The organism is Actinomadura hibisca NBRC 15177, from assembly GCF_001552635.1.
Classification (GTDB): Bacteria; Actinomycetota; Actinomycetes; order Streptosporangiales; family Streptosporangiaceae; genus Spirillospora; species Spirillospora hibisca.
The window spans coordinates 44,110-64,584 of the sequence record NZ_BCRO01000012.1; the positions used below are offsets into that span (position 1 = coordinate 44,110).

General features: G+C 70.0%; 18 protein-coding genes and 1 tRNA gene. 7 read left to right on the forward strand and 12 right to left on the reverse strand.

The window, feature by feature from the left end; all coding sequences use genetic code 11:
• Window positions 1–15: 15 nt before the first annotated feature.
• From AH6_RS06285 to AH6_RS06315, 7 genes are all read right to left on the reverse strand, one after another.
• On the reverse strand, window positions 16–687 hold the full coding sequence (locus AH6_RS06285) for a L,D-transpeptidase family protein (protein WP_083982292.1): 672 nt from the start codon (window positions 685–687) through the stop codon (window positions 16–18).
• Between the two features lie 107 nt (window positions 688–794).
• A complete protein-coding gene (locus AH6_RS06290; protein WP_245679199.1) occupies window positions 795–2,132 on the reverse strand; it encodes an exonuclease domain-containing protein in 1,338 nt (445 codons plus the stop codon).
• A 23-nt stretch (window positions 2,133–2,155) separates the two neighbouring features.
• Window positions 2,156–3,001: a Scr1 family TA system antitoxin-like transcriptional regulator gene (locus AH6_RS06295; RefSeq protein ID WP_067475096.1), complete on the reverse strand. Its 846-nt coding sequence runs from the start codon at window positions 2,999–3,001 to the stop codon at window positions 2,156–2,158.
• A 251-nt stretch (window positions 3,002–3,252) separates the two neighbouring features.
• On the reverse strand, window positions 3,253–4,185 hold the full coding sequence (locus AH6_RS06300) for an HNH endonuclease (protein ID WP_218005732.1): 933 nt from the start codon (window positions 4,183–4,185) through the stop codon (window positions 3,253–3,255).
• Window positions 4,186–4,267: 82 nt separating this feature from the next.
• Entirely contained in the window at window positions 4,268–7,339 is a 3,072-nt protein-coding gene (locus AH6_RS06305) for a DEAD/DEAH box helicase (protein ID WP_245679200.1), read from the reverse strand.
• 80 nt (window positions 7,340–7,419) lie between these two features.
• Window positions 7,420–7,809: a hypothetical protein gene (locus AH6_RS06310; protein WP_067475102.1), complete on the reverse strand. Its 390-nt coding sequence runs from the start codon at window positions 7,807–7,809 to the stop codon at window positions 7,420–7,422.
• 183 nt (window positions 7,810–7,992) lie between these two features.
• Window positions 7,993–8,154 (reverse strand): hydrophobic protein, encoded by a 162-nt coding sequence (locus AH6_RS06315; RefSeq protein WP_218005733.1) that lies wholly within the window; start codon window positions 8,152–8,154, stop codon window positions 7,993–7,995.
• Window positions 8,155–8,415: 261 nt separating this feature from the next.
• On the opposite strand from AH6_RS06315, the gene AH6_RS06320 reads away from it, so the two are divergent.
• Window positions 8,416–8,775: an STAS domain-containing protein gene (locus AH6_RS06320; RefSeq protein ID WP_067475109.1), complete on the forward strand. Its 360-nt coding sequence runs from the start codon at window positions 8,416–8,418 to the stop codon at window positions 8,773–8,775.
• Window positions 8,776–8,861: 86 nt separating this feature from the next.
• Here the strand turns inward: AH6_RS06320 and AH6_RS06325 are convergent.
• Window positions 8,862–8,934: transfer RNA gene (locus AH6_RS06325), tRNA-Glu, on the reverse strand.
• A 72-nt stretch (window positions 8,935–9,006) separates the two neighbouring features.
• Window positions 9,007–10,536, reverse strand: coding sequence for a metallophosphoesterase family protein (locus AH6_RS06330; protein ID WP_245679201.1), 1,530 nt, complete (start codon window positions 10,534–10,536; stop codon window positions 9,007–9,009).
• 31 nt (window positions 10,537–10,567) lie between these two features.
• Here AH6_RS06330 and AH6_RS06335 point away from each other — a divergent pair, with 31 nt between their 5' ends.
• Entirely contained in the window at window positions 10,568–10,909 is a 342-nt protein-coding gene (locus tag AH6_RS06335; protein WP_067475112.1) for a metallopeptidase family protein, read from the forward strand.
• A gap of 125 nt (window positions 10,910–11,034) precedes the next feature.
• Window positions 11,035–12,450 (forward strand): MFS transporter, encoded by a 1,416-nt coding sequence (locus AH6_RS06340; protein WP_083982304.1) that lies wholly within the window; start codon window positions 11,035–11,037, stop codon window positions 12,448–12,450.
• Between the two features lie 170 nt (window positions 12,451–12,620).
• Here AH6_RS06340 and AH6_RS06345 read toward each other — a convergent pair whose 3' ends face one another.
• Window positions 12,621–12,962, reverse strand: a complete 342-nt coding sequence (locus AH6_RS06345) for a PspC domain-containing protein (RefSeq protein WP_067475114.1) — start codon at window positions 12,960–12,962, stop codon at window positions 12,621–12,623.
• A 143-nt stretch (window positions 12,963–13,105) separates the two neighbouring features.
• On the opposite strand from AH6_RS06345, the gene AH6_RS06350 reads away from it, so the two are divergent.
• Window positions 13,106–14,257, forward strand: coding sequence for an acyl-CoA dehydrogenase family protein (locus AH6_RS06350; protein WP_067475117.1), 1,152 nt, complete (start codon window positions 13,106–13,108; stop codon window positions 14,255–14,257).
• 40 nt (window positions 14,258–14,297) lie between these two features.
• Here the strand turns inward: AH6_RS06350 and AH6_RS06355 are convergent, their stop codons facing one another.
• Entirely contained in the window at window positions 14,298–15,017 is a 720-nt protein-coding gene (locus tag AH6_RS06355; protein ID WP_067475121.1) for a hypothetical protein, read from the reverse strand.
• A 146-nt stretch (window positions 15,018–15,163) separates the two neighbouring features.
• On the opposite strand from AH6_RS06355, the gene AH6_RS06360 reads away from it, so the two are divergent.
• Entirely contained in the window at window positions 15,164–15,388 is a 225-nt protein-coding gene (locus tag AH6_RS06360; protein ID WP_067475123.1) for a hypothetical protein, read from the forward strand.
• Window positions 15,389–15,515: 127 nt separating this feature from the next.
• Window positions 15,516–16,535 carry an aspartate-semialdehyde dehydrogenase gene (locus tag AH6_RS06365; RefSeq protein ID WP_067475126.1) on the forward strand — a complete coding sequence of 340 codons (1,020 nt, stop codon included), beginning with the start codon at window positions 15,516–15,518 and terminating at the stop codon, window positions 16,533–16,535.
• A 64-nt stretch (window positions 16,536–16,599) separates the two neighbouring features.
• On the opposite strand, the gene AH6_RS06370 is transcribed toward AH6_RS06365, so the two are convergent.
• On the reverse strand, window positions 16,600–17,364 hold the full coding sequence (locus AH6_RS06370; protein ID WP_067475129.1) for a hypothetical protein: 765 nt from the start codon (window positions 17,362–17,364) through the stop codon (window positions 16,600–16,602).
• Between the two features lie 206 nt (window positions 17,365–17,570).
• On the opposite strand from AH6_RS06370, the gene fxsT reads away from it, so the two are divergent.
• Window positions 17,571–20,474 (forward strand): FxSxx-COOH system tetratricopeptide repeat protein, encoded by a 2,904-nt coding sequence (gene fxsT / locus AH6_RS06375; RefSeq protein WP_157431299.1) that lies wholly within the window; start codon window positions 17,571–17,573, stop codon window positions 20,472–20,474.
• Window position 20,475 lies beyond the last annotated feature (1 nt).

Consider the following 20,475-nt stretch of genomic DNA (forward strand, 5'->3'; position numbering starts at 1 on the left):
GGCGGGTGCATCACCTCAGCGCACGTAGACCGGCGTCCCGATCGGCACGATCGAGAACATCAGGTCGGCGGTGTGCGGCATCGGCAGCCGCGCGCAGCCGTGCGAGGCCGGGTACAGCGGCACGCTGCGCGAGCCGTGCAGCGCGTAGCCGCGGTAGAAGTAGATCGGCTTGTACAGGTCGCCCAGCGGCGCGTGCCGCCAGCCGTTGATCTTGCGGTAGACCTTGAAGTTCCCCGACGGGGTGGTGGCCACCTCGCACTTGCCCTGGTGGCAGTAGCGCTTGCCGCTGCCGGTCGAGGTGTGCGTGATGAGCTGGACGCGGCCGCTCTTGTAGACGACCACGAGCTGCCGCTTCTTGGAGATCTCGACCCGGTTCGCGGCCCCGTTGCGCACCACCGAGCCGGGCGTCTTCGGCTTGGCGAGCGCCGCCCAGGTGCCCTTGCCGACGTTCCCGCTCGGCTTGAGCCCGTTGACCTTCTGGAAGGCCAGCACGGCGTACCGGAGATCGGGCCCGTACCGTCCGTTGACCGCGCCCGGGTCGTACCGCAGCGCCTTGAGGCGGGTCTGGAGGTACTTCACGTGCTTGCCCTTGGCGCCGTACTGGATGGCGGGCCGCTTGACGGCGGCGGCCTCGGCCGCGGGGGCGACCAGCAGGGGGGCGACGAGGGCGGAGGCGAGGACGGCCATTCTCACGCGCATACGCAAACGACTCTCTGTCCTTGGAGGTGGGGGGAGCCTCCTGGAATCCCAGGGGCATCACCGACATCCTTGCGGAACAGGGGCCTTCCTGAAAGTCAGTCCTCGACATCGACGCCGAAGCGCCGCGCCAGTTCGGCCAGCCCGAAGTCGTAACCCTGCCCCACGGACTGCTGGGCCCAGCAGTCCGAAACGGTCCAGCGCCCGCCCGCGGGAAGATCCACGACCCCGCTCCGAGGCAGCACGACCGCCGCCCCGTCATCCGGTCCCTCCACGACGGGACCGTCCAGCCACCCGACCTCGTGCACGGGCACCTCAAGCGAGACGATCCGCGCCATCCGCCGATCCTTCTCCCCGCCCGCCAGAACCACAACGTCGGTGATACTCGCCGAAAGATTGACGGCGGCAGCGGCCCCTAACTCCCCAACGCGCGCCTGAGCGGCCGAAGCCTGCGGATGCGTCCCGCCGAGCACCAGAACACGCCGCCCACGAAGCGGCCCGGACGGTGCCTTCCCCGGCTTCGGAACCACCGTCTGCTGCTCATGCGGAACACCAGGCCGGACATCGTCCAGCAACCGGAGGAAGGCGGCCTCATCGACGATCGGCACGCCCTCGGTGATCGCCCGGCGGGCCTTCCCCGTCCCCGAGTTCCGATCGTTGGTGACGAGCACGCTGGTATGCCTGCTGACCGACCCCATGACGTTCAGCCCGGCGTCCACCGCCCGCCGCGCCAGCTCCCCACGATCCACCGAGGTGTCACCGGTGAAGGCGACCTTCATCCCCTGGACTAGGGGCTCACCCGCCTCCAACCGTCCAGGACTGCGATAAGCACACCGGACCTTGGGAACCTGAGTCGGGCGCAACGCCCTTTGCCAAGGCTGACAGGCGACCAGCGGCAACTCCATCCCGTACCGCGAGGCGTCCACCAACGAGGCCCGGAAAATCCCGGCCAGCGCCCGAGCGTCATGCAGGGCGTCATGCGCCTGCAACAGCTCGACCCCATAGTGCGCGGCGAGCGTCCCGAGTTGCATGTCCGAGACGGGCGGCCCGAGCCGCCGATTGAGCGTCAACGTGCAGAGCCGCCGCTCCACAGGCGGCTCCAACCCCGCCCGCGCGAACTCGGCCGCCAGAAAGCCGTAGTCGAACTGCGCGTTATGGGCAACGAGCACCCGCCCCCTGAGAAGCTCGGCAACACGCCCCGCGACCTGATCAAAGGTGGGCGCCCCCTGCAACCGCTCCCGGGTCAGCCCATGAATCTCGACGGGCCCGGGATCACATCCGGGATCGAGGAGCGTGGAGAACTCCCCGACCTGCTCCCCACCGGCCGAGAGCAGGACAACGGCGACCGAGAGGACCCGGTCGAACTCGGCGTGCAGCCCGGAGGTCTCCACATCGACACAAGCCCACTCGGCCGCACTGACCAGGGAAGACGCCACAGGGCCCAGCGTAACCACCCCATCTAGGACTTGGCGGTCAACTCGGCCAGATGTTCGTGCAGCAGATCGCGGCTGGCGTCGACCGACAACGTGTAGTCGCCTTCGATCAGGTTCCAGATGTCGCTGAGGTCGCCGGCCGCGAGCGCGATGCCGAGAACGCTGTAGGAGAGGCTGATCCGGTCGGCGACGCGCGGGAACTCCAGCACGTCGAAGTTGTAGAGCCGGTCCTCGAAGATCGGCGCGGCGGCGGGGACCAGCCGCACCTTGGCGTCCGGCCGGTCGGCGAGCTCCAGCAGGTGCCGGACCTGGGCGGCCATGATCTGCGGCTCGGGCACCCGGGTCAGGGCCTCCACGCTGATGATCAGATCGAGGAACCGGGTCCGGCCACCGGCGCGGAACCGCTGCCGGTGCCGGATGTTCTCCAGGTCGTCCTCGGGGTTGTGGGGCGGTAGCCGGTGGGCGTTCAGCAGCCGGGTGTAGGGCTCGGCCTGGGCGAGGGGCGGGATGGCCTGGAACCCGTGGGACCGGACGACGCTGGCCTCGGCCTCGGAGATGAGCGCGTCCCGCTTGAGGGCCTTCATGTCGGACAGCAGCGGCGCCATCCACTCCGGCCCGTTCGGCCGGGTCGCGAGATCGATCATGAGATCGGCAACCTTGGCGTCCCGCACCCGATAGCGCACGAGCAGGCGCTCGACCTCGTCCGGCGACGGCTGCCCGAACCCGGTCTCGACGCGCGCGAGCCAGTCGACGTCGAACCCGGTGGCGGCGGCGGCCTCGTCGTAGGACAGCTCGACGAGTTCACGAGTGCGCCGCAGATACAACCCGAGCCGCCGGGCGTTGATGTTCGGAACACGCTCTAGCTCACCCATCCGCACCTCCGAACCCCAGCGTGCCCCACCAAAGCACACCCCGCCCAGCCAATCGCCATTAGCGTCCAGTACGCCCCGATTAGTGCAGATGAGGCAATCGGCACGCGCAGCGCGAAGTTGTCCTGGGTGATCATTCTGCGATCCAGGAGAGTCTGGTGGGTGGGGTGCGTGCATACGACGTTGCCAGCCATAGGCTTCTATGGACGCACACTGCTCATGTGCGTATCAGGGCCACTGCGTGGCTGAACATTTCATTCAACCTGGCCAAGCTGCGAAGTCATGAAACGCGCGTAGCGTTTGGCAATAGCCTCGGGGTTGGGGCGGTCGACTTTTCGACGGGGCACACTTAGGTGCGCATCATGCATCTCCTGCAACCCGTGCTTGAGCATGGGGCCATCAACTACAAGCAAGATATCGCTACGGATGTGGACGGTTAGGTTGGGGCGTATGCCGAGGAGGTTATGGTCGTAGGCGGCATGGTGGATTTTGCAGAGCGTGAGTCCGTTGGATACCGCGGGAATTCCCTGCTCTTCGTGGTCCGGGATGATGTGCGCTGCGTCCAGGAGTGAACTATGCCGGAGGTGGCATATGGCGCAACTGTTTCCGTACGCCTGGAGTACGCGTTCCCGAAAAACAGGTTGATGCAGCCGCCGCTTGCTGGTTTGCGTGGCGTACCGGCGTTCGATGGGGGTACTTACCGAGGTGGAGGTCTTCCGCTGGTCGGCAGAGAGTGCCACTGCAACCTGCAACTTTTCAGGCTCATCTGCGACGATCCATACCGGGTAGATCGGCAAATAGCGACTCTGGCCAACGCCGAAGAACCAGATCAACGGCACACCACGGTGGAATGCCTCCCGCAACCCCACATTGGTGTAGAGCTGCGGATCGTGGCCTTGGTACTTGTAGCGCAGGAGGCCATCGGAGCCGATGGCATCTTCGTAGGGCGGGCGCTCGTTGTCTGAGGTGTAGGTCGTCAAGATAGACAGCGCTGCTGGTAGACGGCCAGGCTTACGGATGCCAAGTTGGCGGTCGACAAGCGGGAACGGCTCGCCTTCAAAGACGAAGTTGCGCAGTTCTTCGCGGTGTACTACCTGCTTTTCGTCGGTGACGACCTTGTCCAGCCACTCCATGGCGGCGCGGCGGATACGGCCGTCCAGGTCAGTGTCATGCGGTGCGGTGATCACTCCATGGTTGTACCGCACCTATCGGACATATCAGGCATGTCGCGTTGGCTGCTCTCTGCTCCTCTCGTGCCGTCGGTGGCAATCAGCCAGTGGTGGTCTTGGCGTAGTGGAAGACGTCGCCGGGCAGAGGGTGGGCCAGATCCCACAGGATGCGCATCGGGCGTTCGCCCTTGTGGCTGAGGTAAGTAATCGGGCCGGCGTACAGGTAGGGCGGGGTTCCTACCTTCGTCTCGCGGATGAACAGGTGCACCGAAGAACCGCGCTCAACGTGGTGGATGTAGCGCTGGCCGTCTCGGGAGTCCTCAGTGGTGCTGCTCTGTGACTCCCACTGGAACAGCGTGGGGGAGATGGCGCAGTCGTTGTACATGGTGGTGGGCTTGAAGCCCTGCTCGGTCTTGTTGATGGTCACCATGAACACGTCGGCTTGCTCCTGCTCCACCCAGCGCACGCCCTGTACCCACGAGCGGGGCTTGTCGATGCCGAAGGCGGAAAGCAGTTCGTCCTTGCTGTAACGAGCGTGCAGGTGAAGTGGAAGGTGCTGGATCTCAGGGACGGGACGTGTCACTCGGTGGATGCGCTCGAACAGCACATCGGTGATGGCCAGGATCTCCTCGCGACGGGCGTGGTTGGCCCACAGGCGGGCGAGATTGGCTTCCACGGCGCTGAGTGGGCGGCTGCTGTCGAGCGAGGCGTGCAACATGGCGATCAGGCGCTGGCGACGCGGGTCCGCGGAGGCCAGATCCGGCGGGTGGGGTGCGGCGAGGACCTCGCGAAGGAAGTCGAGGCGTTCGAGGTCGTCGATGTGCAGGATGCGGCCGATCGCGCGGCCGACATCCTGATCGTCTTTCTCGTTGGGGATCGGGCGCTGGTCGTAGCCTGCTTCGCGGCGCAGCCGGGTCCAGCCGCCTCGGGTGTTCCCGTAGAGGTCTTCGAGCTCTCGGCCCGTCTCGGCGAGGAAGGTGGGCAGCTCGACATCGCCCAATTCACGCAGTTCGGTTACCGCCTCCCTGAGGCGGAAACCGAGTGACTGCTTGATGTTGTCGAGCACGATCTGGCTGACTTCACGGTCCAGGTCGATGGAGCAGCCGGCCGGAAGGGTGGGGAAACCTGCTTCCACCTCGTCGCTGAGTCGGCCTCGCGGGATGCCGGTGAGGGCGGTGAAGCGCCGGTCGAAGCGGAAGTCCTTGTTCTGGTGGCCGACGAAGTCGAGCACCGTGAGGACCGGCTTGTCCTCGGTGAGCCGCAGGCCCCGGCCGAGTTGCTGGAGGAAGACCGTCGCGCTCTCGGTGGGACGCAGGAACAGGACGGTGTTGATGTCAGGGACGTCTACGCCCTCGTTGAACAGGTCAACGGTGAAGACCACATTGAGCGTGCCGTTCCGCAACTCTTGCAAGGCGGTCTCGCGGTCGGCGGTGCTCATCGTTGATGTCACGGCGCGCGCCGGAATGCCGCGGTAGTTGAACTGGTCAGCCATGAAGTGGGCGTGCTGGATGCTGACGCAGAACCCCACGGCCTTCATCGTTGACACGTTGCCGAGCTTGTCGAGGAGCGCTTGAACGATCATGTTCACGCGAGTGTGCAGCCCGGTGTAGAGCTCGGTCAGCTCGGTGGAGTCGTAGCCCTTGCGGCTCCAGGTGATCCCGGTCAGGTCGCTGTCGTCGTGGATGCCGAAGTAGTGGAACGGCACCAGTAGGCCGCGTTCGAGCGCTTCCCACAGCCGGAGTTCGACATCGGGCCGTCCATCGAACCAGTGCAGGATGTCGTCGCCGTCCGAGCGTTCGGGAGTGGCCGTGAGGCCGAGGAGCACGGTCGGCTTGAGGCGGTCCAGCAGCCGGGCATAGGACGCAGCGGCCGCGTGGTGGAACTCGTCCACGATGACCATGCTGAAGGCGTCGGGCGCCAGATCGGACAGGGAGTTCAGCGACTGGATGGAGGCGAAGACGTGCTGCCACTGCTGGGGCTTGTTGCCGTCTACCAGGAGTTCGCCGAACGAGCCGTCCTTGAGCACCGTGCGGAACGTGCTCAGGCTCTGCTCCAGGATCTCCTTGCGGTGTGCCACGAACAGCAGTGAATCGACTTTGCCCCGCTGCCGTAGTCGCTGGTAGTCCAGGGCCGCCACCACGGTCTTGCCGGTACCGGTGGCCATCACGACCAGGTTGCGCCAGCGCTGGTGCACCTCGCGTGCGGCGTCGAGTTCGTCGAGGATCTTTTGTTGGTACGGGTAGGGCCACACATCGATGTTGGCGATTTTCAGCGGGAGGGGAACGGGGCCGCTCTGCTCGGCGGTGAGCGCGGTGTCGAGCCTCTCCCGGTCTCGTGCGGGGTCGTAGTGCTCGAACCCTGGGTCATTCCAGTACTCGTCGAAGGTCGTGCGGAAGGTGTCGATGAGGTGGGGCTGCTCGGCTCCGGCCAGCCGCACGTTCCACTCCAACCCGTCCAGCATCGCGGCACGCGACAGGTTGGACGAGCCGACGTAGGCGGTGTCCAGTCCGGAGTCGCGGTAGAAGAGCCACGCCTTCGCGTGCAACCGGGTACGGCGGGTGTCGTAGGAGATGGCGACCTCGGCGCCCATCTCTACGAGACGTTCGATGGCGCGCAGCTCCGTCGCGCCCATGTAGGTGGTTGTGATCACCCGCAGCTTGCCGCCGCGCGCAAGGAACTCGCGGAGCGGTTCCTCGATGAGCCGCAGGCCGTACCACTTGATGAAGGCGCACAGCAGGTCCACCCGATCAGCGGAGGCCAGTTCCTTGGCAACCTCGTGACCGATCTGTGGCTGGTCACGTCCGTTGACCAGCAGCGCGCTGGAAGAGAGGGGGACCGCTGGGCGTTCCGGAAAACGCACCTTGCCGTTGGGTAGCTTGCTGGCGGCAATGGCGAGCAGCGCGTCGTGGGTGTCGGCCAGGAGGTCGTCTGGACCCGCAGAACCAGCGACGATCGTGGAGATCGCCTCGCTGATGTTGTTGGCGGCCTGCACCTGGAGGATGAGGGGATCGTGATCGGCGTCCGAAGTTTCCGCGGCGATCCGCAAGGCACGCCGGACGGTTTGAGTCAGATGCCGGACCAACAACTCTTCGGTGTCGAGGCGGTCGAGCGTCTCGCGATGCACAAGATCGCCGTTCACTTGCGTCAACTTCCGCTGCAACTCAGCGGTCACGACAGTCTCAAAGACCCCAGGGGCAAGCTCCGCCATAAGAGCACCCTATGAGGTGACTCTGACAGACCAAGCGCTACTGCCTAGCCCAGTTGGACGCCGAAGAAGAGGGCCGTCAGGGCGCCTAGTAGGCCCAGGGCGCCCCAGATCGCCAGGGCCCGCTTCGTTGTCGCGCGCATGTGCAGGAACGCGGCCACTCCCGAGAGCAGGACGAACGCCATCTTCACGTTCAGGGTCATCTGCGCCTGGTCGCTCATCTCGGTCGCGGTCATGTTCCAGATGCCCGTCAGCACCAGAATCGCGAACGCCGGCCACGCCACCGTGTTGAAGCGGCGGGCCGCCACCTTCGTCACGCCCTCGTAGCCGCGCAGTGCCGGTACCAGCGCTCCCAGCGTCAGCTGGCCGCCCACCCACACGGTGGCCGCCAGCACGTGCAGGAAGACACGCACGGTGTCCAGGGAGACGGGGAGCATGGGGCCTCCGGTCGGGGCGCGGGGTGGGTGCCGGATCAGGGTAACGGGGTGGGTGCGGTGACCAGGGGTGGCGTTTTAGGGGAGGACTGCAATTGTGCGGTGTTTTCGGTTTTAGACTGGAAATGGCATGACAGCGCCCCGCCTTCGGTGTGGGGAAGGCGGGGCGCGTTTATCGAGAAAGTTCTACCAGCGGTACCAGCGACCGCGCTTGCCGGACGGGCCGGTGCCGCGCGCCACGAAACCCAGCAGCCAGAGCACCAGGACGACCGCCGCAATGATCCACAGGACCTTCAGCGCGAAGCCGGCGCCGAGCAGGACCAGGGCGAGCAGCAGAACCAGGATCATCAACCAAGGCATTGTCATTTCCTCCTTGGCGCCATGTCTGCCCGAGGAGGAAGGGCCCATGCCGGAATAAGATCACAATTCGGAATCGTTGCCGATCATCGGACCGCGAGCCCGCGACCCCGGTCCTGATCCGCCGGCCGTCCCGACTACTGGCAGACTCAGCGGGGAACGCCCTGCCGACCATCGGCGTCGTACAGGGCACGGTGCGGCCGCCGGACGGCCGCGCCGGTGAACGATCGCCCTGGCACAGGAGGACACGCGGTGAGCACCGAGCTGGACATCACCGTCGCCGAACGCCGGCCCCTGCTGGTGGTCCTCGCCTACTCCGGCGAGCTCAACCTGCGCACCAGCGGCGAGATGCCCGCCACCGCCCTGGCCCTGGCGGGCGACGACCACCCGCACGTGGTCCTGGACCTGTCAGGGGTGCCGTTCTGCGACTCCAGCGGCCTGAACGCGCTGATCGTGCTCTACCGGCGGCTGCACACCAACGGCGGCACCATGACGCTGGCCGCCGTCCCCGACCGCCTGGGCCGCCTGCTCACCATGACGGGCATCGACCGCCTGATCCCCACGCACCCGACGGTCGAGGCGGCCCTGGCCGCTCACCCGACGCCCTCGTGAGAGCAGGGGCGTCTGTAACGCGAAACCCCGGCTGATCACTGGTGATCAGCCGGGGTGGTGATGGGTGGGTGCACCCATGCTTGCCGTACCCCCTACCGGATTCGAACCGGCGCTACCGCCTTGAAAGGGCGGCGTCCTAGGCCGCTAGACGAAGGGGGCCCCAGGGTGGCGGCTGGCCGCCACTCTTGACCAGACCAGCATAGGGGACAACCAGGCGGGACATGCAAATGGTTAGGCGCCCTGGCGCGGGGTCGGTGTGGACGGGCTGGTCGGCGGTGTTGTGGAGGGGGAGGTCGGGGTGGGCGAGGTCGGGGTCGGTTGCGGTGTCGGCGGGGTTATCGCTCGGTCCGGGGCCGGTTCCAGGTGGCGTTCGATCTGTGCCGACGTCAGGCCCAGGCCGCCCAGGCGCAGGTCGTCCCAGCCTTGCAGGCGGTGCGTCGCGCGGCTGAAGTAGAGCACGGACAGTTCGATGGGGGTGGGTTCTTCGTGTTCCACTGCGCGCAGGCCTGCGCCGCCTGTCGAGCCTTGTATGAACAGGCGGGTGTTGGACGGCAGCAGTTTCGTGCTGCGCTTGTGGGCGTGGCCTGACAGCACCAAGGGGGTCTGGCCTGAGAAGCCTTCGCCTTGGAACGGGTCGTGTACTGCTACGAGGTCGGGTGTTGTTCCGGCGGCCCGCAGCTTCTGTGCCTGGGACGCGCCCAGGGCGCGCAGCTGGTCGGAGTTCACGTTGTCGTCGCGCGTGCTCTTGTCCGGGGTGAAGCGCGAGTCGCCCACGCCGTAGATGCGCAGGCCCTCCACCTCGCGCACCTGGTCGTCCAGCACGATCGCGTTCTTCTGGCGGGCCACGGCGCGCTGGGTGCTCCGGGAGTCGTGGTTGCCGCGCACGTAGACGTAGGGGACCTTCAGGGACGCGATGTCGTCGGCGAAGCGGTCCTCGGGTTTGCTGCCGTGGTCGGCCAGGTCCCCGGTGTCGATGATCAGGTCGGCCTGGAACTGGGCGCTGACCGAGCGGATCACGTTCCAGGCCGCCGGGTTGAGGTGGATGTCGCTGACGTGCAGGACCCGCAGCGTGGACGGGTCGGGCTCGTAGGTCGGGAGGGTGGAGGTCGCCGCGTACAGCTTCGACACGTTGCCGACCAGGCGGGCGAGTTGCGCCCGGTACGCCGAGAAGCGCTCCACGATGTTGCGGGTGTCGCCCACCACCTGCGGGGCGTTGGCCAGCAGGCCGGTGTAGCGGGGTTCGGCGATCGCCTGCGGGTTGAAGGTCAGCCAGGTCACCAGGGTGATCGTCAGGGCGGCCGCGACGCTCGCGCCGAGGCCCAGCAGGGCGCGCCGCCAGGAGCGGAACACGATCAGGCCCGCCAGGAACGACGTCGCCAGCGCCAGCCCCACCGCGCGCAGCAGCAGCATGACGACGCCGTGCCGCAGCTCGGTGGCGATCTGGTCGGTGAGCCGGTCCAGCGCCCCCGCGTCCTCGATCAGCTTGCGGGCGGGCTCGGGGTGCAGCTCGGTGACGCTGGCCTGGAGCTGGAACGGTCCGGCGTGGGTGTCCAGGTGCAGCGCGCCCAGCGGCGGGATCTGGACCGTGGTGCCGCCGCTCCAGGCGGGACGCAGGTGCAGCGACACCTCCGTCGGGCCGACCGGGGTCTCGACGCGGCCGCCGAGCAGCAGGCCGACCAGCCCGCCGAGCAGGCCCACGGCGGCGACCGCCAGGATCCGGGCGGCCAGGCGGGTGCGGGGGCCGGGAGGCCGGACGCGCACGATGGCTCCTTCCGTCGCGCAGAATGAGGATGTGATCGAGATATCGCGAGCGGCGTTCGAGGAGCTGGTGGGCGAGGCCCTCGACACCATCCCGCCCGAGCTGACCGCGCACATGCGCAACGTCGTCATCGTCGTGGAGGACGACGCGCCCGAGCCCGGTCTGCTCGGTCTCTATCAGGGCGTACCCCTCACCGAGCGGGGTGACTGGTACGGGGGCGTCCTGCCCGATCACATTTCGATCTACCGCACCGAGATCCTGCAGATCTGCGAGACCGCCGAGCAGGTGGTGGAGGAGGTGCGCGTCACCGTCGTCCACGAGATCGCCCACCATTTCGGAATCGACGACGAGCGGCTGCACCGGCTCGGATACTGAACTGTGGCGCACATCACAGCGCGGCAAAGGGTTTCATCAATTGGGTACGGTAGGTCACATAACTGCCACGCAGCGTGAGTTAATAGGGGGGTCGCCCGGAACCGGGCCACCGAACTGGAGCGCGCGTGGCGGAGAAGCAGACCGGCCGGCATCGGCGGCCGCCTGAGGTGCAGGCCACCTACCGCGAGGTCTTCGCGGTGGGCGAGTTCCGCGCGCTGTGGCTGGCCCAGGCGTTGTCGTTCGTCGGCGACCAGCTCGCGCAGGTGGCGCTGGCGGTGCTGGTCTACCATCGCACCCAGTCGCCGTTGCTGACGGCGCTCACCTACGCCCTCACCTACCTCCCGCCGATCGTCGGCGGGCCGGTGTTGTCGGGGCTGGCCGACCTGTTCCCGCGCCGCACCGTCATGATCGTCTGCGACGTGGCGCGGGCCGGGCTGGTCGCGCTGATGGCGTTGCAGGACATGCCGTTCTGGCTGCTGTGCGTGCTGGTGTTCCTGGCGGTGCTGCTGGGCGCGCCGTTCAGCGCGGCGCGGGCGGCGCTGCTGCCCGACGTCCTGGACGGCGACCGCTACGTGGCCGGTTCGGCGATCAACAACATCACCCACCAGGCCAGCCAGATGCTGGGCTTCGTGGCGGGCGGCGCGGTGGTCGCGGCGGTGGGGGCCTACGAGGCGCTGGCGCTGGACGCGGTGACGTTCGGGCTGTCGGCGGTGATCCTGGTGGTCGGGATGCGGCGGCGGCCCGCGCCCAAGCGCCGCGAGCGCGAGTCGCTGGGGTTGTGGCGCGGCACGCGCGACGGCGCGGTCCTGGTCTTCGGCGACCCCACGCTGCGGTCGCTGGTGTTGTTCGCGTGGTTGTGCGCGTTCTACGTCATCCCGGAGGGGCTGGCCGCGCCGTACGCCGCGACGTTCGACAACAGCCCCGTCACGGTGGGCGTGCTGATGTCGGCGATGCCGACCGGCATGGTGGCCGGCGCGTTCCTGTTCAGCCGTTGCGTGCGGCCCACCAACCGGATCAGGGTGATGGGCTGGATGTCGATGCTGGCCTGCGCGCCCCTGATCGGCGCGGCGATGCACCCGCCGCTGTGGACGGTGGTGGCGCTGTGGGCGCTGTCGGGCGTCGGCAGCGCCTACCAGCTGGCGGCGAACGCGGCGTTCGTGGCGGCGGTGCCCCCGGCGGGGCGGGCGCAGGCGTTCGGCCTGGCCCAGTCGGGCATCCTGGCCGGTCAGGGCGTGGGCATCCTGATCGCGGGTGCGGCGGCGCAGGCGCTGGGCCCCGAGACGGTGGTGGCGCTGGCGGGCGCGCTGGGGTTGTCGGTGGCGGCGATGATGACGCTGAACTGGAACCAGGTGCGGGGCCAGGTGATCGCGGGGATGCGCGAGCGCTCGGAGGCGTCCTCGGCCGACCGGCCCGCCCCGCCGGACGCGGACGCGGTGGAGGAGGCGGACGCGGCGGGCCTGGAGACGGTCCCCGCCGACCCCGAGCCCTATGCGGTGGGTCAGGGCGGCGACCACGCCCCGGACCGCGCCCCCGCGTCCTAGGGCCTGTCTCAAAGACTTCAGCCACCGCGCGAGTGACTAACTGTCGCGGCGGGGCGAAGCCGGAGGCGAGCCCCGCCGGGACAGATCGCGAAGCGATGTGGCACTCGCCAAGGCACGGTCAGGGGGCGAGCCGCCAGGCGAGCCCCCTGGGCCGGGACTTTGAACACTGCCTAGCGGGTGACGTGCTTGTTCATGCCGTCCTTGGTCTTCTGGATCAGGTCCTGGATCTGCGGGGACTCGCCGGCCTTCCGGAGCAGGTCCTCGCCGATCGAGGTGGCCGCGCCCTCCTCGGGGATCAGCACCCACGCGATCGCGTACAGGGCGACGCCCGCGCCGCCGAGCAGGGTGAACAGGCCGAGGCCGAGCCGCAGGACGTTGGGGTCCACGCCCAGGTAGTCACCCGTGCCCGAGCAGACGCCGGCGATCATCTTGCCGTCGCGGGTGCGGCGCAGCCGCTTGGCCGGGGGGACGGTGTCGGTGGGGGCGGCGGTCTCGTTCTTGGTGAAGTCCATGCCTTGATGGTGCCCGCCGGGGCAGGCGCCCCACATCGGGGAACAGCCCTGATACGACCCTGAGCGGACCCCTGGACGGGGCGGGACGCGGGGGCGACGTACCCTGACGGGCGGACGATCCCGGCCCGGCGAGAGGACCCCTCATGGACGTGCTGCGCGTTGACGACCAGCTCACCGACGAGGAGCGGCTCGTCCGCGACACCGTGCGGGCGTTCGTCGCCGAGCGCGTCGCGCCGCACGTCGCGGAGTGGTTCGAGGAGGGCGCCTTCCCCGCCCGCGAGCTGGGGCCCGAGCTGGGCAAGCTGGGGCTGCTCGGCATGCACCTGGAGGGGTACGGGTGCGCCGGGACCAGCGCGGTCGCCTACGGGGTGGCCTGCCGGGAGCTGGAGGCCGCCGACTCGGGGCTGCGCAGCTTCGTGTCGGTGCAGGGGTCGCTCGCCATGGCCGCGATCCACAAGTACGGCTCCGAGGAGCAGAAGAACCGCTGGTTGCCGCCGATGGCGGCGGGCGAGGCGATCGGCTGCTTCGGGCTGACCGAGCCCGACCGCGGCTCCGACCCCGGCGACATGCGGACCCGGGCGCGGCGGGACGGCGCGGACTGGGTGCTCGACGGCGCCAAGATGTGGATCACCAACGGGTCGGTCGCCGACGTCGCGGTCGTGTGGGCCCGCACCGAGGAGGGCGTGCGGGGCTTCCTGGTCCCGGCCGGGACGCCCGGGTTCAGTGCCCGCGACATCCACCGGAAGATGTCGCTGCGCGCGTCGGTGACGTCGGAGCTGGTGCTGGAGGGCGTGCGGCTGCCCGCCGACGCCGTCCTGCCGGGCGTGACCGGGCTCAAGGGGCCGCTGGGCTGCCTGTCGGAGGCCCGCTACGGCATCCTGTGGGGCGCGGTCGGGGCGGGCCGGGCCTGCTACGAGTCGGCCGTCGAGTACGCCAGGACGCGCGAGCAGTTCGGCAAGCCCATCGGGTCCTTCCAGCTCACCCAGGAGAAGCTGGCCTGGATGGAGGTCGCGCTCGGGCAGGCGGGGCTGGTCGCGCTGCACGTGGGGCGGCTGAAGGACGCGGGGAAGGTCACCCCGCAGCAGGTGTCGTTCGGCAAGCTGGCCAACGTCCGCGCCGCGCTGGACGTGGCGCGGCAGGCGCGCACGGTCCTCGGGGCCAACGGGATCACGCTGGAGTACCCGGTGATCAGGCACATGAACAACCTGGAGAGCGTGCTGACCTACGAGGGCACCCAGGAGATCCACACGCTGGTGCTCGGGCAGGCGATCACCGGCATCTCCGCCTACCGGTAGAGGGGAAGGCCCCGCCCGGCGGCGGGGCCTTCGGTCGACGTCAGCGCACGACGACGCCGTCACCGCCGGACCAGGACTTGTTCCAGTACCCGGTGCCCGCGAAGCCGGCCTGCCAGTAGCCCGACGCCTTCGCCTGGAAACGCTTGCTGAACTTGCCGCCGCTCGCGGTCGTCACGGTCCCGTACGGGACCCACTTGGCGGTGCCCTTCTTCTTGAAGTAGATCGCGATCTTCTGGTTGCGGACGCCCGCGTAGGCGTAGCCGTAGCCGTCCAGGCCCTTCAGCCAGCCGGAGACGGTGATCGCCTTGCCCTTGCGGACCGGGGACGGGCTCGCCTGGAAGCCGCTGAAGTAGGTGTTCTTGCGCACCTGCCAGGTGCCGGTCCGGCGGGTCTCCCAGTTGTCGCCGGCCTCGTAGTCGGCGGCCTCGACGTCGACCGTCCAGGCGCCGGCGGCGTCGTAGTTGTACAGGTAGTCGCTGGCCCGCCACAGGCCCGGCGTGGAGGTCTTGGCCAGGTTGACGAAGATCCCGCCGCTGCCAACCCGCGGCTGGAGCTCGGCGGTCACCGAGTCGACGCCGGCGCTGGTGCGCACCTCGACGGTGACCTTCTGCTTGTTCACCTTGCTCTGCACGGCGACCGCCGGGGTGATCTTGACGCCGGTGATGGCCGGGGCCGCGGCGTGCGCCGGGGCCGCGACCGCGACCGTGCCCGCGGCGGCGACGGCGGCCGTGGACAGGGCGGCGGCGAGCAGTCTTCTCATGGTGTCTCCGGGGGTTGGAGTCGATCAGGGCATGGAAGAGACGCACGGGGTGATCATCCGGTTCACTCGACGGACATCCCGGTCGGCGACATCTCCCGGGGTTCCGCCGGGTACGGGTGGGACGACGGGGGATCTTGGGGGACCGCATGACGATGATCATCGTGACCGTGCTGCTCTGCCTGCTGGTCGCCTTCCTCCTGGTGCTGGGGGTCGGGGTGCTGCTGGCCAAGGCGCGGGTGGGGCCGTTCCGTTTCGGGACGCGGCGGCCCGAGGACGTCCGCCGCGCCGCCGAGGAGGACGTCGCCGCCGTCCGCCGCGACGACCGGTACTTCCGCCGCCGCTCGCCCGGGGCCGATCCCGACGACCTGTGACCCGGCGCACGCCCCGGCACCGTGAAGTACTGCTTAAGGTCGAGGCGAAGGGTTATTGACTGGACGCCGGTCGGCGGACCTGGGCAGACTCGTTGGCCCAGGTCAAGTGATTTCGCAGAGGAGCGGCATGAGAATCGGGATCGTCGGGGCCACCGGTCAGGTCGGGGGCGTCCTGCTCAGGATCTTGGCCGAGCGCGGGTTCCCGGTGGAGGAGTTGCGGCTGTTCGCCTCGGCCCGCTCGGCCGGGCGCAGGATGCCGTGGGGCGACGGCGAGGTGACCATCGAGGACGCCTCGGCCGCCGACTACCGCGGTCTCGACATCGTGATCTTCTCGGCGGGCAAGACCACCTCCCTGGAGCTGGGGCCCAAGGTGGCCGCCGCCGGTGCCGTCGTGATCGACAACTCCTCCGGCTGGCGCATGGACCCCGACGTGCCGCTGGTGGTCGCCGAGGTCAACCCGCACGCCGCCACGCGGCGGCCCAAGGGGATCATCGCCAACCCCAACTGCACCACGATGGCCGCGATGCCGGTGTTGCGCCCGCTGCACGAGGAGGCCGGGCTGACCGCGCTGGTCGTCGCCACCTACCAGGCGGTGTCGGGCAGCGGCCTCGCGGGCGTCGCCGAGCTGCACGAGCAGGCGCGCAAGGTCGTGGAGGGCGCCGACCGGCTCACCCACGGCGGGTCGGCGGTGGAGTTCCCCGAGCCGCAGGTGTACACGCAGCCGATCGCGTTCAACGTGCTGCCGCTGGCCGGCTCGATCGTCCCCGACGGGCTCGCCGAGACCGACGAGGAGCAGAAGCTCCGCAACGAGAGCCGCAAGATCCTCGGCATCCCGGATCTGAAGGTGTCGGGCACCTGCGTGCGCGTGCCGGTCTTCACCGGCCACTCGCTCCAGGTCAACGCGTCGTTCGAGCGCCCGCTCAGCCCCGAGCGGGCGGGCGAGCTGCTGTCGGGCGCGCCGGGCGTGGTGCTGACCGACGTCCCGACGCCGCTCCGGGCCGCCGGGCAGGACCCCACCTACGTGGGCCGCATCCGCCGCGACGAGACCCGCGAGAACGGCCTGGCGCTGTTCGCCTCGGGCGACAACCTGCGCAAGGGCGCCGCCCTCAACGCCGTGCAGATCGCGGAGCTGGTCGCCGCCGAGTGACCGTCCGCCGGTCGGCAGCCGCGCGCCTTCTCCGTTCCGGGGAGGGCGCGCGGTCGTTTCCGGATCATTCGGTCCGTTCGAGCGCGGCCGCGGGGAGGGGGCGCGGACCGGTCGGCGGGACGGGCTGCGGACCGGCCGCCGAAGCGCGCCGCCCCGCCTCCAGCGCCGGACGCCGCGCGGCCACCGGGGCGGAACCCGGCGGCACGGGCACCGGCACCCGCACCCAGCCGCGGTCGCGCCGGTCGGCGACCCGCACGTGCACCAGCGGCTCGTAGCCGTGCGGCCGCAGGTAGCCGTGCCGCACGATCGCGGTGAAGATCTCCTGCGACACCACCAGCACCAGCGGCGCGGCGGCCGCCTCCCGCAGCGCCCGCTTCACCGGCGGCGCGTCCAGCAGCCGGAACGCCAGGTCCAGGTCCTCGCCGTAGAAGCCCCAGTCGTCGCTGTGCACCTCGCCCGCGTGCACCACCGCCCGCACCCGCATCCGCAGCTCGGGCGCGGCGGCCGCGGCGTTGTGCTCGGCCAGCAGCGCGGCGAGCGTGGGGATCAGGCGGCCCAGCAGCAACGTCTTGGGCAGCGCGTCGTCGGGCCGGATCAGGATCAGCGCGCCGTCGCCCCGGTCGACCGGCTCCTCCCGGTGCTCGGGGGCGATGCCGGTCTCCCGCAGGGCGCGGTCGAGCAGCGCGTACAGGACGCGGCGCAGCTCGCCGCGTTCGGGGTTGGTCCGCGCCGTGGACCGTTCGAGGTCCACCGCGACGATCGACCGGTGCACCGGGCCGGGGGCCGTGCGCCCACCGGCGGGGGGCGCCGGTGCGAGCCGAATGCTCACCGTTCCTCCTCGTTCGCCGAAGGTCTTCGCCCCCAGCGTGACGGCGCGGCCCGGCGCGCGGGCGGCGGTGCACGAGGTTTGACCACGGTGGACGACTTTGCGCGGCGCGGACAGCGCGGACAGTCCGGCGCCGCGCGGCCACGCCGGGAAATTGGCCTATGGCTTGCCTGGACGCGTTTTGACAAAATTGGACATCGCTGGACTTCATGGAGGTTGCTGCGGTGGCGGCGATCAGGCGAAACCCGGCTCCTCCCGGGCCGGTCACCGAACTGCTCGACCGTCTCCACGAACTCCACCTGGCGGCGGGCCAGCCCTCGGTGCGGCGGATGGCCGTGCGCATCGGCCGGGGGCGGATCAGCTCCTCGACCATCCACAACATGTTCCGCGGGCCGCGCGTGCCGGGCTGGGAGTACCTGGAGCTGGTGGTGCAGGAACTGCGCGGCGACACCGTGGAGTTCCTGGCGCTCTGGCAGGCCGCGCGGCTGGCCGAGGACGCGGTCGCCGAGCCGGTCCCGCCGTCGGTGCTGGACGGCGCGGTCCCGCCGCCGCGCCCGGCCGGGGAGGCGGCGGGGCAGGGGCGGCGCGTCTGGTCCACCGAGATCCCGCGCCGCAACCCCAACTTCACCGGCCGCGCCGCCGAGCTGGACCGGCTGGCCGCCAACCTCGCCGCGCGCCGCCCGTCCGGCGGCCCGGCCATCCAGGTGATCTCCGGCATGGGCGGGCTCGGCAAGACCGAGATCGCCACCGAGTACGTGCACCGGCACGGCGACGAGTACTCGATCATCTGGTGGATCCGGTCGGAGAACCACGACCGGGTGCGGGACGCGCTGGTCGAGCTGGGGCGGCGGCTGGAGTTGCGGCAGGCCGCCGACGGCGGCGAGCGGGACCGGGCGATCGCCGCGGTGCTGGCCGCGCTCGGCACCGGCGCGCGGCCGAGCTGGCTGCTGGTCTACGACAACGCGACCCAGCCGCTGGACCTCCAGCCGTACCTGCCGGCCTGCGTGCCCGGCGGCCATGTCATCGTCACCTCCCGGCTACGGAACTGGCCCGGCTACATCGAGGCCGACGGCGTGCACCTGGCGCCGTTCACCGAGGACGAGGCCGTCACGTTCCTGCGCCGCCGCGTGCCCGGCCTCGCGCTGCACCACGGCCTGCCGCGCGAGGAGGACGCGCGCCGCACCGACGAGGCGCGGCGGCTGGCGGCGGCGCTCGGCCACCTGCCGATCGCCGCCGAGCACGCCGGGGCCTACCTCGCCGAGACCCGGCAGAGCGTCGGGGAGTACCTGGACCGGTTCGCCGAGAACGCGCACCGGCTGCTCAGCGAGCAGCCCGCCGACTTCCCCGCGCCGGTGTCGGCGACCTGGGCGGTGTCCACCACGCTGCTGAGCGCCGACGCGGTGCACCTGTTCAACGCCTGCGCGTTCTTCTCGCCCGAGCCGATCGCCGCCGAACTGTTCCTGGACAACGGCGACGCCGTCACCGAGCCGCCGGAGCTGGCCGCGGTGCTGACCTCGGCGCAGCGGTTCCGCGCGGCCTGCGGGCAGCTGCACCGGCTGTCGCTGGCCAAGGTGGACGGCGCGCACGACCTCATCCAGCTGCACCGGGTCGTGCAGGCCGTCACGCGGGGGCGGTTGCGGCAGGACCGGCCCGCGATGTTCCACGCCTACCGGCGCGCGGTCGACGCGCTGCTGGCCGCCTCCGACCCGGGCAACCCCGACCGCCGGGGCAACGACGGCGTCTACGACCTGTCGTTGCAGCACCTGGAGTCCGAGCCCGGCTTCCTCAACAGCGCCGACCCCGGCCTGCAACGCCTGATCGTCGACCAGGTGCGGCGGCTGCACCTGCGCGGCGGGCACGTGGAGGCGGTGCGGTTCGGGCAGCGGGCGCTGGCGGCCTGGCGCGGCCGGTTCGGCGCCGACGAGCTGCCGGTGCTGACGCTGGCGGTGGAGGTCGCGATCGCGATGCGGATGGACGGCCACGACGCCGACGCCCGCCAGCTCACCCTGGAGACGTTGCCGCTGCTGCGCCGCTCGCACGGCGACGAGCACGAGGTGACGCTGCTGTGCGCCAACACCTACGGCGCCGACCTGCGCGGCCGCGGCCAGCTCGGCGAGGCGCTGGAGCTGGACCTCAGCCTGCTGCCCAAGTTCGAGCGGGTCTTCGGCGTCGAGCACGAGCGCACCCTGAACGTCCGCAACAACATCGCCGCCGACTACCGGCGGCTCGGCCGCTACCGGGAGGCCCTGGAGTACGACCGGCGCACCCACCGGGACCGGCGGCGGGTGCTGGGCACCGACGACATCCGCACCCTGCACTCCCACGACGCGGTCGCCCGCGACCTGCGCGGCCTCGGCGCCTACCAGGAGTCGCTGGACACCGCGCGGCGCGTGGTGCACGCGTTCGAGGCGGTCGGCGGCGGCGAGAACCTGGACCGGCTGAACGCGCGCAAGGGCTTCGCGGTCGCGCTGCGCAAGGCCGGGCACCACTGGGACGCGCTGCGCGAGAGCGAGGACGTCGTGCAGCGCTACCTGGACTACCTGGGCCCGGACCGCCAGTACACGCTGCGCGCGGCGGCCAACCTGATCAGCGACCGGCGCGCGGTGAGCGACCTGGCGCGCGCCGAGGAGCTGGGCCGGGAGGTGCTGGAGCGGTGCCGCGCGGGGTTCCCCTACGACCTGACCTACGCGGTGCTGACGAACCTGGCCTCGGTGCTGCGCGTGACGGGCCGCGCCGAGCAGGCCCGCCGCTACGATCTCCAGGCCCGCGAGGGCTTCATCGGCGTGTACGGCGACCGGCACCCGTTCACGCTGGCGGTGACCATCAACTACGCCTCCGACCTGGCCGAGCTGGGGGAGCTGGCGGAGGCGATCCGCGTCGGCGAGGAGGTGCTGGTCAAGTGCCGCGAGACGCTCGGCGAGGACCATCCCGACACCCTGATCGCGGCGACGAACCTGGCGCTGGACCGGGCGTCGGCGGGCGACCGGGAGGCGGCCGGGGAGCTGCTCGTGGACACGGTGCGGCGCTACGAGCGCACCCTCACGCTGGAGCATCCCGAGGCGCGGGCGGCGATCCAGCGCGTCCGGCTCACCGCCGAGATCGAACCGTACTGAG